A 15,932-nucleotide genomic window follows, 5' to 3' on the forward strand; every position below is an offset into this window, starting at 1 on the left:
TTTTTTTTGGACGAACTCAGATCAGGTCGCGCACTGCGCTAGCCGCGTCGTGCACTGGCAGCCTCTATTGTCGTCATCCTGGCGTAGCCGGGGTCCAGGGCAATCTGGCGCCACGTCACCCAATTGGCGGTGCGTTGATGTTTGGTGCAACCACGCCGCAAGTTCGCCCTGGATCCCGGAATCCGCTACGCGGCTTCCAGGATGACGACAACTCGTGATTCGATCATTCGCGCGCTTTCGAATCGTTGGGTCTGGTAGATACGATTCACACGGCCCAGAAAGCTGGAGTCCGATTTTAGGCTAAGCCCAAGCATGAACCCCGATGAGGCTGCCAGCTTTCGCGAGCGTGACTTCAGGTGGTGGGCGGCGCGAGTGAAATCGTGGAGCCCAACGCCGCGCCTTCCCCCAAACGCCCGGGCCAGTCACAATACCGCCATGAAAGGCAAACCGACCTCTTTTGACATTGCCTACAAGGCTGGCGTTTCGCAGGCCACGGTGTCGCGTGCGTTGCGGGACAGTCCGTTGGTCAGCGAGGAAACGCGGCGGAAGATCAAGGCCATTGCTAAGGAAATCAATTACAAAGTCGACAAGCACGCCTCTAGCCTGAGGCGGCAGCAGGCACAGACGCTGGCGGTGCTGCTGTTCGAGGACCCGACGTCAGATGACTCGCTGATCAACCCGTTCTTCATGTCGATGCTGGCCTCAATCACCCGGACGTGTGCCCGGGCGGGCTACGATCTGCTGATTTCGTTCCAGCAGCTGTCGGACGACTGGCATGCCGACTATCAGGACAGCCACAAGGCCGACGGGCTCATTCTGCTTGGCTATGGCGACTACCTCACGTCCGAGAGCAAGCTCGCCAAGCTCGCTGAACAGGGCACGCATTTTGTGCGCTGGGGACCGAGTGTTGCGGGGCAGGCCGGTTTGACGGTGGGCTGCGACAATGCCCAGGGCGGGCGGCTGCTGACGGAGCATTTGCTGGCGCTCGGGCGGCGGAAGATCGCGTTTATTGGCGATGCGTCGCTGCATTGCCCGGAATTTCTGGATCGGCATCGTGGCTATGAGCAGGCATTGAAGGCCGCCAAGCTGAAGCCAGGCAAGGATTTGTACGTACCCGTGGCGGATTCGACCGAGGCCGTGGGCTATGAGGCGATGAATACGCTACTGGCGCGCCGCAAGCCGTTTAATGCGGTGTTTGCGGCCAGCGATTTGATTGCGATCGGCGCGATGCGCGCGCTGGCCGAACAGGGCAAGCGCGTGCCGGAGGACATCGCCGTCGTCGGATTCGACGATATCCCGATGGCCAGCTTCGCGAATCCGGCGCTGACGACCGTATTGCAGGACACCAAGCTCGCCGGCGAGCTGCTCGTGTCCACGTTGATCAACCAGATCGAGAAGAAGCAGCCGGCCAGCAACGCGATGTTGCCGGCCAAGCTCGTTATTCGCCGCTCTTGCGGCGCATCGCCGACCGAAGCGCCGAGCGCAAAGCGGGCAAAGTAACCGGCGCGTCGAGTACGTACACTTTCAGGTCGTGCGCGGGCACGGTGGTGTCGAGCCGACCGTCGATCTCAACCAGCGCGGGCGCCTTCAGCGCCGCAGCCGTTGTCACCTCACGCCAAGAACCGGATTGCAGCAGCCGCTTCAGCGCGAACGATGCCGCGCCGTCGCCCTTGTTCAGCAGCACCAGCACCTGCTGCGCCGTCTGGCCATGCTGGAACACGCGCAGAAACGCGGCCTGGTTGCCCTTCAGTTGCAGGTTGACCTGCAGACCACGCTGCAACGCCGGCAGCGCTCCGCGGAGCTTGGCAACCCGCGCGAGTTGCGCTCGGATTGGGTGCGCTTGGGCCCGCTGGACGTTGTCGGTGCCAAAGTAGTTGCGGTTGCCTTCATGCTCGGCCGTGCCGCGCATAAAGCCGATTTCGGAGCCGTAATAGACCACGGGAATGCCGCGCGCCGTGAACAGCCAATTGTGCGCGTCAATGAAGCCTGCATCCGTGGCATTCAGTCGGGCCATGTCGTGGTTGTCGTAGAACGTCATCAGGTCGTAGGCGTTCTGGTACGGACCGTTGCCGAGAAACAGGGGTTTGTCCAACACCTCGTAGCCTGCCTGGGTCTTGCCAAAGGCCAGATCCAAGCCCTGCTTCAGCGGAAAATCGAGCACGCTGACGGCAGCTTTGTCGGCCTGCGTGTAGGGCGCGATGTGTTTCGCCTCATAGTCGTACGCTTCGCCAAACATGAAAAAGCCTGGGTGTTGGGCGCGCACGCGACGGCTGAACTCGGCCCAGAACGGCATCGACACATGCCGTATGGTGTCGATCCGGAATGCATCCGCGCCTTGCTCGATCCACTGCAGATACGCACCGGTCAAATACTCGCGGACCGCCGGATTGTCTTCATCCAGATCGCTCAACTGCACGAGTTCGTTCTTCGTGTGAAAGAACGCATGCAGTGGATTTGTTTTGGGCTGCAATTGCTCGGGTGTCAGGTTTTGATGATCAGCTACTAACTTGCCCTCACGATCGTAGATCTCGCCGTACTTGGGTTGATCGGTCGGCATCGTGAACGACGGCGAGCCGTGATTGGCGACGATATCGAGCACGGTCTTCAAACCCTTGCGGCGCATCTGTTTCGTAAACTCGGCAAAGCCCAAACCAGCGCTCGGTAGATGCTCATCCACCTGCCAGAAATTCACGCCCCAGTAGCCGTGGTAGCCCGTCTTGCCGCCGTCCTGCATGAAGCCCTTCCACGTCACCGGATCGCCGCCGGTAAAGGCTTCATCGGGATTATCGACGATTGGGGTGATCCAGACGGCACTGAAACCCATGTCGCGGATGTAATCGGCGTGATCCAGAATGCCGCGGAAGTCACCACCCAGATAGCCGATATTGTCGGTCTGGCCGGGCGGCGCATTCGGCGTGGGCCGATCGAACGTGCGATTTGCCCCGCCCTGCTCGCGCTGGTCGTTCGTCGGATCGCCATTGACGAACCGATCGGTCAGCACAAAATAGACCGCGTCCGATGCAAACGGCTCCAGCGTGCCGTAGAACGACTCGGCTTGAACCTGCTGGTCAGCCGCCGCCGCAATACTGAGCGCAGAGGCGAGCCAGGCCGCCAAGATGGTGCGCTTGGCGATGCTCATGACTGCCCCTCCGTTTGGGCCTTGGCCTCGCGCACGAAGGCCAGCAGGAGCGCGCCCACCATCAAACTGCCACCGCTGATCACCATCGCGTAGATCGACTGATTGCCGAACACGTCGCGAATCGTCGGACCCAAAGCGGTCGCAGCGACGATTTGCGGGATCACGATGAACATATTGAAGATGCCCATGTAGCCGCCCATCTTTTTCGGTTCAACTGAGCCGGCGAGCAGCGCATACGGCATCGACAGAATGCTCGCCCACGATACGCCAACCAAACAGAACGACACGACAAGCCACTGCGGATTACTAAAGAACGCCATGCTCAGAAAGCCAATACCGCCGGCTATCAACGACGCGAAGTGCACGGCTCGGCAGTTCAGTGGCCGACGTGCGGCGTAGAAGCTCAGCAATAATGCGATCACCATTGATGCCAGGCCGTAGTAGCCCATGTACACGCCAACGAGATCGGCCGCATTTTGAAACGCGCCGTTGGCGGCGTTGAACTGTGCGGCCTGCTCCGGCACGTTCATGGCGAAGTTGGCGGGATTCGGCGCTGGCGCCTTGAACACCGCTTCGGTCAGTGCCGGTGTCGCCATGCTCCACATCGAGAAGAACGCGAGCCAGCTGAAGAACTGCACCGCACCAATCCGCAACATTTGGCTTGGCATATGCAGAATGTCGTGAATGATCTCGGCGACGAAGTGCTTCTTGTCCGAAGGCACGGCCTCGCCTGCATGTTGGCTTGGCGCATACTCCGACGTGGTCAGCACCGTCACCAAAATCGAGCCAAGGAACACGACCGCACCGATCGCAAACGCGAGTTTGACGGAGGCGGGCACCACACCAGGCGCGGCTTCGTTCGACACGCCGAATTGCGCGACCAGCCACGGCAACGTGCTTGCGACCCAAGTCCCGATGCCGATGATCAGCGTCTGCAGCACAAAGCCATACGAGCGCTGCTGCGCCGGAAGTTTGTCAGCCACCAGCGCGCGGAACGGCTCCATGCTGATATTGATCGATGCGTCGAGAATCCACAGAAAGCCCGCCGCCATCCATAGTGCCGACGAGTACGGCATGAACAGCAAGGCGAAAGAGCTCAGAATGGCACCGATCAGAAAATACGGCCGCCGACGCCCGAACCGCGGATGCCAGGTGCGATCACTCAGGTAACCGATGATCGGCTGCACCAGGAGACCTGTCAGCGGTGCGGCAATCCATAAGAGCGGCAAGGCATCCTTCTCGGCGCCGAGCGTTTGGAAGATGCGGGACATGAAGCCGCCCTGCAGCGCAAAGCCGAACTGGATCCCCAGAAATCCAAAGGACATGTTCCAGATTTGCCAAAAGCTCAAGGTGGGACGGTGCAGGCCCGTACTTGGGGCCGTGTGACTGGCTGCGCTCATGCGATCTCCGGATCAGGCACGCTTCAGGATCTTCGAAAGACCCAGGATAAACAAAATGGTCGCCACCAGCGTGATGAACATCAAGTGGATGTAATGGAGCGGCGACCAGACGAACGTAAACACCGCATAGAGTGCGGCGCCAAACACCAAGCCGAACCGCGCCGCCACGCCGAGCACTTTGTTGCCGAAAATCACGGCGACAAGGAAAATCGCGAGCACGGGCATCGAGTACAGTCCGTTCAGCTTCTGCAGCAGATCAATGATGCTGCGGGCATTGGCAAACAACGGCACCATCAAGACCGGCACGATTGTGTAGATCACGGCCACCCATTGGCCGATCCGCTTCATGTCGGCCTTGGGGTTCACGTACTTCACATGCAGGTCGCAGGTGTACAGGGCCGACGCGGAGTTCAGCGTGGAATTGAAGGTCGACAGCACGGCCCCGAAAATGACCGCTGCAAACGCACCCGAAAGCCACGGTGGCAGCACGGCTGCGACCAGCTTGCCATAAGCCTGGTCACCCACTGGACCAAAGAGCTTGTACGCGATCAACCCAGGCACAACGACGACAAACGGCAGCACAATCTTGAACGCCGCTGCGGCATAGATGCCCTTCTGGGCCTCGCGGACCGAGCCAGCAGCGAGCGCACGCTGCACAATCACCATGTTGGTTGCCCAGTAGAAAATGTGCACGAACACCATGCCGGTTAGCAGAGTGTGCCAGGGAATGTCCGATTCATTGCTGCCAAACAACGCGACGCGCTCCGGCGGCAGACCACTCAGGTCGAAGCCGATGGCCTTGAATGCAAACCACGTGACGGTGAGGCCCATAATCAATAGCCCTACGCCGTTGTAGGTGTCGGAAATGGCGATCGCGCGCAAACCGCCAAACGCCGCATACAGAAAGCCTGCGACCGCAAACGCGATCGAGATCTGCACGATCGAGTACGGCAGATTGAACATCGACTTCATGAACACGGCGCCGGTGTACAACACAACCGGCAGCAGGATGAACAGATAACCAAGCAGGAACAGGACGGAGACCACGCTCCGGATACCAGCGTCCCCAAACCGACGTTCCAAGAGTTCGGTCGTGGTGGTGCACTGATAGCGGTAATAGAGCGGCACGAGGACATGGGCGAGCGCTAAGAGTCCCGCAACGGCGCCAAACTCCCACCAAGCCACGACCAAGGCCTGCGCCCCGTTCATGCCGACAATCTGCTCTGCGCTGATGTTGGTCAGCAGCAAGGAGCCCGCCACGTAAGGCCAGGCGAGGCCGCCACCGGCCAGAAAATACTCTTTCGAGGCGTCCTTGGCATGCACGGCCTGGCGGCATTTCCACCATGTCAGCACCGCGACGAGCGCGGTCAAACCCACAAACACGGCGGCTTGTGTTCCGAAGTCCTGCATCCTGCCCTCCCGAGGCGTGTGCGTGATAACAATTTGATTCAAGCGGGAGGCTGTTCTCTATGCAACCTTTCCCGCCCGACGGCGCTCAAACTATCGTCCCGGCGTGGTCGTTTGGCATGAATACGTTTGCAGATTTGCAGGCTGAAACGCGCGTTGGAATTAGGCTGTACGCAGGCTCGGAGGGACGCAAGGATTTTGCACATGACGGAGTTGGAACGGATGCCTTGGTGGCAAGGCGCGGTGATCTATCAGGTCTACCCGCGTAGCTTTCAGGATTCAAATGGCGATGGCATCGGCGATCTGCCGGGCATCATCGCGCGCCTGCCTTACATTCAGAGCCTCGGCGTGGACGCCATCTGGATCTCGCCTTTCTTCAAGTCGCCCATGGCGGACTTTGGCTACGACATCGCCGACTATCGCGATGTTGACCCGATGTTCGGAAGCCTGGCGGACTTCGATCGGCTGATTCACGAAGCGCACGCACTGGGGCTCAAAATCATCATTGACCAAGTGCTCAGCCATACATCGAGCGAGCATGCCTGGTTCAAGGAGAGCCGCGAGAGCCGCGACAACCCGAAGGCCGACTGGTATGTCTGGGCCGATGCGAAGCCAGATGGCTCGCCGCCCAACAACTGGCTGTCCATTTTCGGTGGCGTGGCTTGGCAATGGGAGCCGCGGCGCTGCCAGTACTACCTGCACAATTTTCTGACGTCGCAGCCGGATTTGAATTTTCATCATCCGGAGGTACAGCAGGCGGCGCTCGACAATGTGCAGTTCTGGCTCGATCGCGGTGTCGACGGCTTTCGGCTGGACGCCATCAACTTCTGCTTCCACGATCGCGAACTGCGCGACAACCCGGCCAAGCCCGAGCACCTCCGCACAGGTCGCGGTTTCAGCCCCGACAATCCGTACGCGTTTCAGTACCACTACTTCAACAACACGCAGCCCGAGAATCTGGCGTTTCTGGAACAGCTTCGCGCGCTGCTCGATCGCTACGATGCGCGGGTCAGCCTCGGCGAGATTTCATCCGAGGATTCGCTTGCGACGACGGCCGAGTACACCGAGCCGGGGCGCCTGCACATGGGCTACAGCTTCGAGTTATTGACGACTGACTACAGCGTGGCGTACCTGAACGAGACGATTGGCCGCCTGGAGGCCAAGCTTCAATCGGGCTGGCCGTGTTGGGCGGTGTCGAATCACGATGTGGCGCGCGTACGGAGCCGTTGGGGCGGGCCTACGGCGTCGGCCGATTTTGCCGTCTTGATCCAGATGCTGGTGTGCTCATTGCGCGGCAGCGTGTGCATCTACCAGGGCGAAGAACTCGGCTTGCCCGAGGCCGATGTGCCGTTTGAGTTGCTGCAAGACCCGTATGGCATCACGTTCTGGCCGCGGTTCAAGGGTCGCGATGGCTGCCGCACGCCGATGCCCTGGGAAGCATCGGAGAGCGCCGGATTCAGTGCTGGCACGCCGTGGTTGCCGGTCAGCCCGCTGCATCGCGATTTGGCCGTCGCGACGCAGGACATAGACCAACACAGTATTTTGAATCAATTCCGGGCGTTCCTGCATTGGCGCCAGCAGCATCCGGCGTTACGCCTTGGCAGCATTGAACTGTTGGCGGGTGATGAACCGGTGTTTGCGTTCATCCGAAAACACCATGACGACTGCGTGCTCGCATTGTTCAATCTGAGCGCTGGGCCAACACGCTATGTGCTGCCGGACGCGATTCGCGAGTGGACAATCGACGCGAATCAGAGTTTGAACGCGGTGGATTTGGGGCACGGTGCCGGTGAGATGTCGCTGGGTGGACATCAGGCTGTATTGCTGAGCTTGCGCCGTGCGGAAGCACAGCTGCCGGCAACCAAGCTGGTCGCATAGCCTCTTTTCAGGCAAAAAAAAGCCGCCCACAGGGCGGCGCAAACGCATGAAGTACCCATAGGTTAGGGCTCAACGCGCGGTGCGGCATCGGGCCAGAGGCTGAAATCGGCTGCAGAAAGTGGCCTGCGTTGCCTGCATCCCGCCGAATTCTGAAGAATCCGTGGTGCGCGGACAGTTTCGGCGCGACCCGTTCGCGGCTGAAGCCGCTCCCACAAAAGCCGCTCTGCGTGGGAGGGCCTTCAGGCCCGAACCAAGCTAGCGGCAAGGCCTGTTTGCATTTTTGTAGGAGGGCCTTCAGGCCCGAACCAAGCTTGCGGCAAGGCCTGTTTGCATATTTGTAGGAGGGCCTTCAGGCCCGAACCAAGCTTGCGGCAAGGCCTGTTTGCATATTTGTAGGAGGGCCTTCAGGCCCGAACCAAGCTTGCGGCAAGGCCTGTTTGCATATTTGTAGGAGGGCCTTCAGGCCCGAACCAAGCTTGCGGCATGGCCTGTTTGCATATTTGTAGGAGGGCCTTCAGGCCCGAACCAAGCTTTCGGCAAGGCCTGTTTGCATATTTGTAGGAGGGCCTTCAGGCCCGAACCAAGCTTGCGGCGAGTTCCGTTCGCGGCTGAAGCCGCTCCTACAAAAACCGCCTTTCGTAGTAAGGCCTTCAGCCCAAACCAAACTTACGGCAAAGCTAGCTACAACCGCAACGCCTCTGCATGAAACGCAATGTGCTCACCAATGAAACTCGCGATGAAGTAATAGCTATGGTCATAGCCTTCCTGCATCCTTAGATCCAGTGGGTATCCGACTCGCTGGCAGGCTGCCTGCAACAATTCGGGCCGCAATTGCGTGTGCAGAAATTCGTCTGCGGTTCCTTGATCAATGCGCATCGGCACGTGCGCCTCGGCATTGGCCACTAACGCGCAGGCATCGTATGCCTGCCAAGTCGACTCATCAGGCCCCAGATAGGCCGCAAAGACTTTCCGCCCCCATGGCACCTGGGTTGGCGCCACGATCGGACTGAACGCCGACACACTTGCATAGGCGCGCGGATTCCGAAGTGCAATCGTCAGCGCGCCATGCCCGCCCATTGAATGCCCAAGGATGCTCTGCCGACCCGTTGTTCGAAAATTGGCGTCAATGAATGCGGGCAACTCGCGCTCGACATACGCTGCCATCTGGTAGTGCGCAGCCCAGGGCGCCTCCGTAGCGTTGACGTAGAACCCGGCGCCGAGACCAATGTCATAGCCTTCCGCGTCCGCCACGTCCGCCCCGCGCGGGCTCGTGTCTGGCGCAACGAGGATCACGCCATGCTCGGCCGCATAACGCTGCGCACCGGCCTTCGTGATGAAGTTCTGCTCGGTACACGTCAAGCCACTGAGCCAGTACAGCACAGGGCAAGCGCTGGTTTCAGCCTGCGGCGGCAAAAACACCGCCACGTGCATCGTGCACCCAACACGCGCCGCCGCATGACGGATCACCAACTGCGTGCCGCGAAAACACCGGCGCCGTTCCACAATGTCCATGGGCCCGCTCAATCCTGGAAGTGAATGACCGTGCGAATCGACTTGCCTTCGTGCATCAGGTCGAATGCTTCATTGATACGAGTCAGTGGCATTGTGTGCGTGACGAATGGCGCGAGTTCGATCTCGCCACGCATCGCCTGTTCGACCATGCCGGGCAGCTGCGTTCGGCCCTTGACGCCGCCAAACGCGCTGCCACGCCAGACGCGGCCCGTCACCAGTTGGAAGGGCCGCGTGCGGATTTCCTGACCCGCGCCGGCTACGCCAATGATGACGCTCTCGCCCCATCCTTTGTGACAACACTCCAGTGCGGCACGCATGACGTCAACATTGCCGATGCACTCAAAGCTGAAATCGACGCCCCCATCGGTCATCTCGACGATGACGTCCTGGATGGGCTTTTGGTAGTCCTTCGGATTGATGCAATCCGTCGCCCCCATTTCGCGAGCCTTCTCGAACTTGCCCGGGTTGATATCGATCGCCAGAATGCGCCCCGCCTTGGCTTGTCTGGCACCTTGAATCACGGCGAGGCCAATGCCCCCGAGCCCGAACACAGCAATGGTATCGCCCGGCTTAACCTTGGCGGTGTTGTGCACCGCGCCGATCCCGGTCGTGACGCCGCAACCCAGCAAGCACACTTGTTCGTGCGGTGCCTCGGGATTGATCTTCGCCAGCGAAATCTCATTGCAGACCGTGTATTCGCTGAACGTGCTGCAACCCATGTAGTGATAGAGCGGTTGCCCTTGATACGACAGACGCGAGGTCCCGTCGGGCATCATGCCTTTGCCTTGCGTTGCGCGCACTTTCTGACAGAGATTCGTTTTGCCGGACTTGCAGAACTTGCATTCGCGACATTCGGCCGTGTAGAGCGGAATCACGTGATCGCCCGGTGCCAGGCTCGTGACGCTTTCGCCCACTTCCACGACGATCCCGGCGCCTTCATGACCGAGCACGGTCGGGAACAGTCCTTCCGGGTCATCGCCACTGAGCGTGAACGCGTCGGTATGGCAGACCCCCGTATGCGTAATTCGCACCAGCACCTCGCCAGCCTTCGGGGGCGCCACATCGATCTCGACGATTTCCAACGGGGCTCCGGCTTTGAACGCCACGGCAGCGCGTGATTTCATGACAAACTCCAAATGGGTAGAAGGGTTGGCCGTCGCGACGGCATCAGCCACATCATAGCGAGCACGACGCGCCCGCACAGCCATGTAGGTCCGCACTCAACGTTTCACGTCTGCCTGCTCAGCCTGGATCCACGCCTCGATGTCACGTTCTGACGCGACCGGCATATCGCCCGGCACCGAATGCTTATGGGCACCGGCGGCCAACGCAAAATCCAGACATCGTTGCATGGGCCAGCCTTGCAACAGTCCGTGCAGAAAGCCGGAGGCAAACGCATCACCCGCGCCGATCCGATCCACAATGTCATCGAGGGTGTACGGCGCCGATTGCAAAATCGTCCCATCGCGAAGCGCGAGCAGACCCGCCAGCTGCTGTCGGCCGGCCGACAACACGACGCGATGCGTACACGTGAACTGCTGCAGGTGCGGGAACGCCTGAAACGCGGTGACGGCGGCTTTGCGAAACTGTTGGTCGGCGCTGTCTGTGGTGTCGAATCGGGCGCCTAGCACCAGTTCGATATCCCGTTGGCTGGCGAACAGCACATTGGCCTCTTGCATCATGGACCGCAGCAAGGCCGGTGCGTCGCCGTTCCAGACTTTCCATAAACTGCCACGAAAATTGCCGTCCATCGACAAGGAGCAACCGAGTCGTCTCGCGGCCTGTGCCGCCTCGATCGCGCATTGCGCGGCACGGGCGTTCAGCGCAGGCGTGACCCCAGACAGATGTACATGACCGACGTTGCGAAGCAGCGACGGCCAATCGAATTCGGCAGGATCGATGGCCGCGAACACACTACCCGCACGGTCGTAAAGCACCTCGCTCGCCCGGCGCATCGCGCCTTGCTCCAAAAAATAAAGACCCATCCGCCCAGGTTGCCGCCGAATCGGATCGGTATCGACCCCTTTGGCGCGCAACGCCGCCAGAACGAGATCACCCAACGCGTGATCAGGCAGCACACTGAGCATTTGCACCACATGGCCAAACTGCGCAAGCCCGGCCGCCACATTGGCTTCGGCGCCGCCCACCTGCAAGTCCAATTGGGCCGCTTGCGCCAAACGCGTGCGCGCCGGCGGCGCGAGGCGAATCAACAGTTCACCAAAACAAAGTATGGCGCGGCTCATGCTGCAAGCGTCCTTGAGTCGAAGTCGGTGAATGATGACGAAGCTGCGGCGTTTTGGTCAGCTCGAAACCAGCGAATGGTTCGACGGAATGCCTCGACGATCGCGAACCGACCATTCATGCTGCACTGCATCAGGCGTTTTTGTTCAGACATTCCAGACTCCTGAATTTTCACTTCTGTTAAAAATCAATTTGTTAGCACTACCAATTGGTCGACTTACGGGAAATTCACAAACCGCTTGTTGCTGCGCTGCGCTGTTTGATAGCCTTTTGTCCACCGGTGTCAGGGCGAAAGTCGAGCATTCAATGCTACCGGTGTCAATGCGATCATACCTGCCAGCCGGATCGGGCTGGCTTGCTTCGGAGGGAGGACGTTGTCGTGATGAACCAGAAAGAACAAAAGGGTGGCTTGCAAATGCGCAGACTGTCGGTCGCGATTCTGCTGTGTCTGCCCTGGCTGGCAGCCGCACAGGATGCCGCAAAGGCTGACCCGGCAAGCGAAGCGTCCAAAGCCGAAGCGGCCAAGAAGGAAGATGCCCGCGAGCTTGAAGAGATCGTGGTGACCTACCGCGAAAGTCTGAATCAGGCGCTCGATGAAAAGCGTGAGCAGGTCGGTCAGGTCGATATCATCAAAGCCGAAGACATTGGCAAATTCCCGGACCTGAATCTGGCTGAGTCGTTGCAGCGCATTCCCGGCGTGGCGATTACCCGCGATGCCGGCGAGGGTCGCAACATCTCGGTGCGCGGCCTGGGCCCACAGTTCACGCGGATTCGCATCAATGGCATGGAAGCGCTCGCAACCGGTGGCGGCACGGACGCGTCTGGCGGCGTGAATCGTGGGCGCGGCTTTGATTTCAATGTGTTTGCCTCTGAATTGTTCAACAGCATTGCCGTGAACAAGACCTCCAGCGCTGAAGTCGATGAAGGCTCGCTGGGCGCCACGGTCGATCTGCAGACGGCGCGTCCGTTCGACTATCCCGGCTTCACGGCCGTGGCGTCGGCCCAGGCGAGCTACGGCGATCTGTCTGGCGATGTTGACCCCCGTACGGCGGCACTGATCAGCAATACCTGGGCCGATGGCCAGTTCGGCGCGCTGCTCTCCATCGCGCAGAGTCAGCGTCATCTCGTGGAAGAAGGTCACAGCACCGTTCGCTGGAGCAGTTCGACTGCGAATGGCAACTTTGCGGCATCCTCACCTTTTGCCGCAGCGCGTGGCGCCGATGTGTTCCATCCGCGCCTGCCGCGTTATGGCGTGATCGAACATGACCAGGATCGCTTAGGTGCGACGCTTGCATTGCAATGGCAAGTCAGCGATGCCACGTTGCTGAACTTTGACGTGCTGCACGCCAAGTTTGATGCCACGCGCGGCGAAAACTTCCTGCAGGCTCAGAGCTTTTCGCGAGCCGGCAATGGTAAGCCACAAACCATCGTTCGCGATGGCGAGATCGATGAGCATGGCAATCTGGTTTACGGTGTGTTCGATAACGTCGATCTGCGTGCCGAGTCGCGTTACGACGAACTGACCACCCGATTTACGCAATACAACCTGGAGCTCGGACATCAGTTCAACGAGTCCTGGCGCCTTGATGCGATGGTCGGTGCGTCCGGCTCGAAGTTCCGGAATCCGATTCAGACTACCATCACGCTCGACCGTGCGAACGTCAACGGCTACAGCTACGACTATCGCAATGATGATCGCATGCCGATCTTCAACTACGGCTTCGATGTCACCGATCCGGCCAACTGGGGCTGGCTCAACACCGCGCCGAACAGCCAAGGTTCTGAGGTCCGTCTGCGCCCGCAAACGGCCGACAACGACTTCCACACGGCCCGTTTCGATCTGACGTTCGAACCGAATTACACCTGGAACTTCAAGGGCGGTCTGAGCTGGAAGGACTACACGTTCGATACCACCGAGCTCCGCCGGACCTCGGAAACGTCGGTTCCCGGACTACCGGCCGGCAGTTCGTTGACCAACCTCACCCGTTTGATCGGCTTCAGCGATCTGAACGTTTCGGGCGGCACGCCGACGTCCTGGCTGATTCCGGATCTGGACGCGTTCGCAGACCTGCTCGACATCTATTGCAACTGTGGCACGTTCCGCTTGTCGACAGACGCGGCACGAGGCAACAACAACAGCGTTGGCGAAGAATCGTTGTCGGGCTATCTGCAAGCGAACTTCCAAACCGAGCTGATGGGTCGCCCGTTCTCCGGCAGCTTTGGCGTGCGGCAAGTGGAGACCGATCAAAGTTCAACGGGCATTGGCGTGATCGCTGGAGCGGCGACGCTGATCACCGTGGATCGCAGCTACAGCGACACGCTGCCCTCGCTGAACTTGAAGTGGGACTTGAACGACGAGCTCGTGCTCCGGTTTGGCGCTGCGAAAGTCATGGCGCGTCCGGGTCTTGGCAATCTCGCACCGGGCGTGAATATCTCGGTGTCAGGTTCGTCACGCACGATCTCCGGCCAGAATCCGCTGTTGGAACCGTTCCGTGCCAAGACGTACGATCTGGGACTGGAGTGGTACTTTGCCGAAGAGTCGCTGTTGTCGGTTGCCTACTTCTACAAGGACATCGATAGTTTCGTGCAGACGACGCGTGCTACGGGTACGTTCGACCAGAATCCATTCGGTCTCCCCGACAGCCTGCGTCCGACCAACACCAATGCGACCGATTCGTGGGAATTCACGTTCCCAGTCAACACCCCTGGCGGCCCGCTGCGCGGCTACGAAATCTCGTATCAGCAGCCGCTCAGCTTCCTGCCTGGATTCCTCGCGAACACGGGTGTGCAGCTGAACCACACCCATGTGTCGTCGAAGATCGACTACTTGACCGCGACGGGTGCACTCGCGGCGCGGGAGAACCTGACGGGCCTGTCGGAAGATGCATTCAACGCCACGTTGTACTGGGAAGGCGAGCGCTTCGGCGCCCGAGTCTCGGCAGCGTATCGCAGCGACTATCTGACGACGGTCCCCGGCCGCGATGGCAACGACGTCGAAGGCACCAAGGGCACGACCACGTTCGATGCTTCGGCATCATACAAGTTGAACGACAAGGTTGAGTTCACGTTTGAAGGCCTGAATCTCAGCAACGAGTTCAATGACCAGTGGGTCGATTCGGAAGGTGATCGCGTCGTCGTGTATCACCAGACCGGTCGCGTCTACATTGTTGGTGTGCGTGTGAAGTTCTGAGTGACGTAGCCAATGCGCCAGCACGCTGATCTCATCACTGCTGGCGCGTTGTCCCGCCGCTCCTTTATTGCTCTGCTCGGTCTAGCCATTGCCTGCAGACAATCCGCAGCATCCGTCCCTCCACTGGCGCGGGCGCCACGTTATGGTGCCGTGGTCTCGCGTAAACCGGATGATGCGGCTTTTGGGCCTTTGTTCGTTGACCTGGCCTCTGCGCTGGCCGCTGCTCCCCGCGGCGGCCAGCGCTATTTCATTTACCTCGCGCCTGGAATCTGGCGGGAAAAGATCCTAATCGAGCGACCGAACGTGACGTTGGTCGGCGCAGGTCAGGATCAAACTTCGGTCGTAGTTGGCGACTCGGCTGGCTCGTTGGATGCGAATGGACAAGCGCTTGGCACGGCGGCCTCTGCCAGTGTCACCATCGCCGCGCCAGGCTTTGCCGCGCAGCATTTGACGATCGCAAACGACTTCGACTACGTGGGCGCCCGCAGACAGCTCGCTGCCGATCCACGCGGTCCAAATGGTCTCCAGGCCGTCGCGCTGCGCCTGACCGATGCGGCTGCCAATGCGCGCTTGCAAGCGGTCACGCTCTGCGGTCACCAGGACACGCTGTGGGTCGAAGGCGGCGGTCATCGCTTCGATAGTTGCCGAATCGAAGGCAGTGTGGATTTCGTCTTTGGCGGCGGCACCGCGCTACTCAACGGCTGCCAGATTCATTCGCGATACCGCCCGGATGCTGGTGCCGCACAAGGTTGTGTGACCGCACCAAGCACCCCACGATCTGCGCCGCTTGGGCTGGTGTTTCGGAATTGTCGGCTGACTGCTGATCGCAAGATTCAAGATGGCTCAGTGCATCTCGCGCGGGCTTGGCGTCCGACTCGGGACTTTACCGATGGTCGCTATGGTGATCCGGAGGCAGTCGGCATGGCAGCGTTCTTGAATTGTTGGATGGGCCGACACGTTCATCCCGATGCGTTTACGGAGATGAGCTACCAGGCAATCGATGGATCGCGGGCGTGGTTGACGCCGAATGAAGCGCGTTTCGTGCTGGACGGTGTTCGTGGGCCGGCGCGGTTTTCGGCGTTGGCTCAGCGCCCGTTGCAGGCCGAGTTGCGTTCGCACATCGATTTGCTTTGGCCTGATACTTAGCGCTCAGCTAGTGTCCTGT

General features: G+C 60.0%; 11 protein-coding genes. 4 read left to right on the forward strand and 7 right to left on the reverse strand.

The features are described from left to right. Window positions 1–435 precede the first annotated feature (435 nt). Window positions 436–1,500: a LacI family DNA-binding transcriptional regulator gene (locus C7S18_RS14130; RefSeq protein WP_106892179.1), complete on the forward strand. Its 1,065-nt coding sequence runs from the start codon at window positions 436–438 to the stop codon at window positions 1,498–1,500. Here the strand turns inward: C7S18_RS14130 and C7S18_RS14135 are convergent. From C7S18_RS14135 to C7S18_RS14145, 3 genes are read right to left on the reverse strand one after another with little or no spacing between them, the layout of a single operon-like run. After that, window positions 1,439–3,139: an alpha-amylase family glycosyl hydrolase gene (locus C7S18_RS14135; protein ID WP_106892180.1), complete on the reverse strand. Its 1,701-nt coding sequence runs from the start codon at window positions 3,137–3,139 to the stop codon at window positions 1,439–1,441. The genes C7S18_RS14130 and C7S18_RS14135 overlap by 62 nt on opposite strands. Then, on the reverse strand, window positions 3,136–4,539 hold the full coding sequence (locus tag C7S18_RS14140) for an MFS transporter (RefSeq protein ID WP_106892181.1): 1,404 nt from the start codon (window positions 4,537–4,539) through the stop codon (window positions 3,136–3,138). Before C7S18_RS14140 ends, C7S18_RS14135 begins: the two co-directional genes overlap by 4 nt. Before the next feature lie 12 nt (window positions 4,540–4,551). Then, window positions 4,552–5,949: a solute:sodium symporter family transporter gene (locus C7S18_RS14145; protein ID WP_106892182.1), complete on the reverse strand. Its 1,398-nt coding sequence runs from the start codon at window positions 5,947–5,949 to the stop codon at window positions 4,552–4,554. Window positions 5,950–6,159: 210 nt separating this feature from the next. On the opposite strand from C7S18_RS14145, the gene C7S18_RS14150 reads away from it, so the two are divergent. Continuing rightward, window positions 6,160–7,824, forward strand: coding sequence for an alpha-glucosidase (locus C7S18_RS14150; RefSeq protein ID WP_106894036.1), 1,665 nt, complete (start codon window positions 6,160–6,162; stop codon window positions 7,822–7,824). Between the two features lie 681 nt (window positions 7,825–8,505). Here the strand turns inward: C7S18_RS14150 and fghA are convergent. From fghA to C7S18_RS24525, 4 genes are all read right to left on the reverse strand, one after another. After that, window positions 8,506–9,336 carry an S-formylglutathione hydrolase gene (fghA, locus tag C7S18_RS14155; RefSeq protein WP_106892183.1) on the reverse strand — a complete coding sequence of 277 codons (831 nt, stop codon included), beginning with the start codon at window positions 9,334–9,336 and terminating at the stop codon, window positions 8,506–8,508. Window positions 9,337–9,344: 8 nt separating this feature from the next. Continuing rightward, window positions 9,345–10,460, reverse strand: a complete 1,116-nt coding sequence (locus tag C7S18_RS14160) for an S-(hydroxymethyl)glutathione dehydrogenase/class III alcohol dehydrogenase (protein WP_106894037.1) — start codon at window positions 10,458–10,460, stop codon at window positions 9,345–9,347. 96 nt (window positions 10,461–10,556) lie between these two features. Next, complete coding sequence (locus C7S18_RS14165) at window positions 10,557–11,579, reverse strand: sugar kinase (RefSeq protein ID WP_106892184.1); 1,023 nt, start codon at window positions 11,577–11,579, stop codon at window positions 10,557–10,559. Next, the gene (locus C7S18_RS24525; protein WP_170113271.1) at window positions 11,576–11,731 is read right to left on the reverse strand and encodes a hypothetical protein; all 156 of its coding nucleotides are present in this window, start codon (window positions 11,729–11,731) and stop codon (window positions 11,576–11,578) included. Before C7S18_RS24525 ends, C7S18_RS14165 begins: the two co-directional genes overlap by 4 nt. A 228-nt stretch (window positions 11,732–11,959) precedes the next feature. Here C7S18_RS24525 and C7S18_RS14170 point away from each other — a divergent pair, with 228 nt between their 5' ends. Both C7S18_RS14170 and C7S18_RS14175 read left to right on the forward strand, forming a co-directional pair. Continuing rightward, window positions 11,960–14,767 carry a TonB-dependent receptor gene (locus C7S18_RS14170; protein WP_106892185.1) on the forward strand — a complete coding sequence of 936 codons (2,808 nt, stop codon included), beginning with the start codon at window positions 11,960–11,962 and terminating at the stop codon, window positions 14,765–14,767. A gap of 150 nt (window positions 14,768–14,917) precedes the next feature. Continuing rightward, entirely contained in the window at window positions 14,918–15,913 is a 996-nt protein-coding gene (locus C7S18_RS14175; protein WP_170113272.1) for a pectinesterase family protein, read from the forward strand. The last annotated feature ends 19 nt before the right edge of the window (window positions 15,914–15,932 follow it).

This window comes from Ahniella affigens, assembly GCF_003015185.1.
In the GTDB taxonomy this organism is placed as follows: domain Bacteria; phylum Pseudomonadota; class Gammaproteobacteria; order Xanthomonadales; family Ahniellaceae; genus Ahniella; species Ahniella affigens.

Excerpts from the sequence above, each read along its gene's own strand:
- C7S18_RS14130 (WP_106892179.1), top strand. The coding sequence starts at position 436 with ATGAAAGGCAAACCGACCTCTTTTGACATTGCCTACAAGGCTGGCGTT.
- C7S18_RS14135 (WP_106892180.1), bottom strand. The coding sequence starts at position 3,139 with ATGAGCATCGCCAAGCGCACCATCTTGGCGGCCTGGCTCGCCTCTGCG.
- C7S18_RS14140 (WP_106892181.1), bottom strand. The coding sequence starts at position 4,539 with ATGAGCGCAGCCAGTCACACGGCCCCAAGTACGGGCCTGCACCGTCCC.
- C7S18_RS14145 (WP_106892182.1), bottom strand. The coding sequence starts at position 5,949 with ATGCAGGACTTCGGAACACAAGCCGCCGTGTTTGTGGGTTTGACCGCG.
- fghA (WP_106892183.1), bottom strand. The coding sequence starts at position 9,336 with ATGGACATTGTGGAACGGCGCCGGTGTTTTCGCGGCACGCAGTTGGTG.
- C7S18_RS14160 (WP_106894037.1), bottom strand. The coding sequence starts at position 10,460 with ATGAAATCACGCGCTGCCGTGGCGTTCAAAGCCGGAGCCCCGTTGGAA.
- C7S18_RS14165 (WP_106892184.1), bottom strand. The coding sequence starts at position 11,579 with ATGAGCCGCGCCATACTTTGTTTTGGTGAACTGTTGATTCGCCTCGCG.
- C7S18_RS24525 (WP_170113271.1), bottom strand. The coding sequence starts at position 11,731 with ATGTCTGAACAAAAACGCCTGATGCAGTGCAGCATGAATGGTCGGTTC.
- C7S18_RS14170 (WP_106892185.1), top strand. The coding sequence starts at position 11,960 with ATGAACCAGAAAGAACAAAAGGGTGGCTTGCAAATGCGCAGACTGTCG.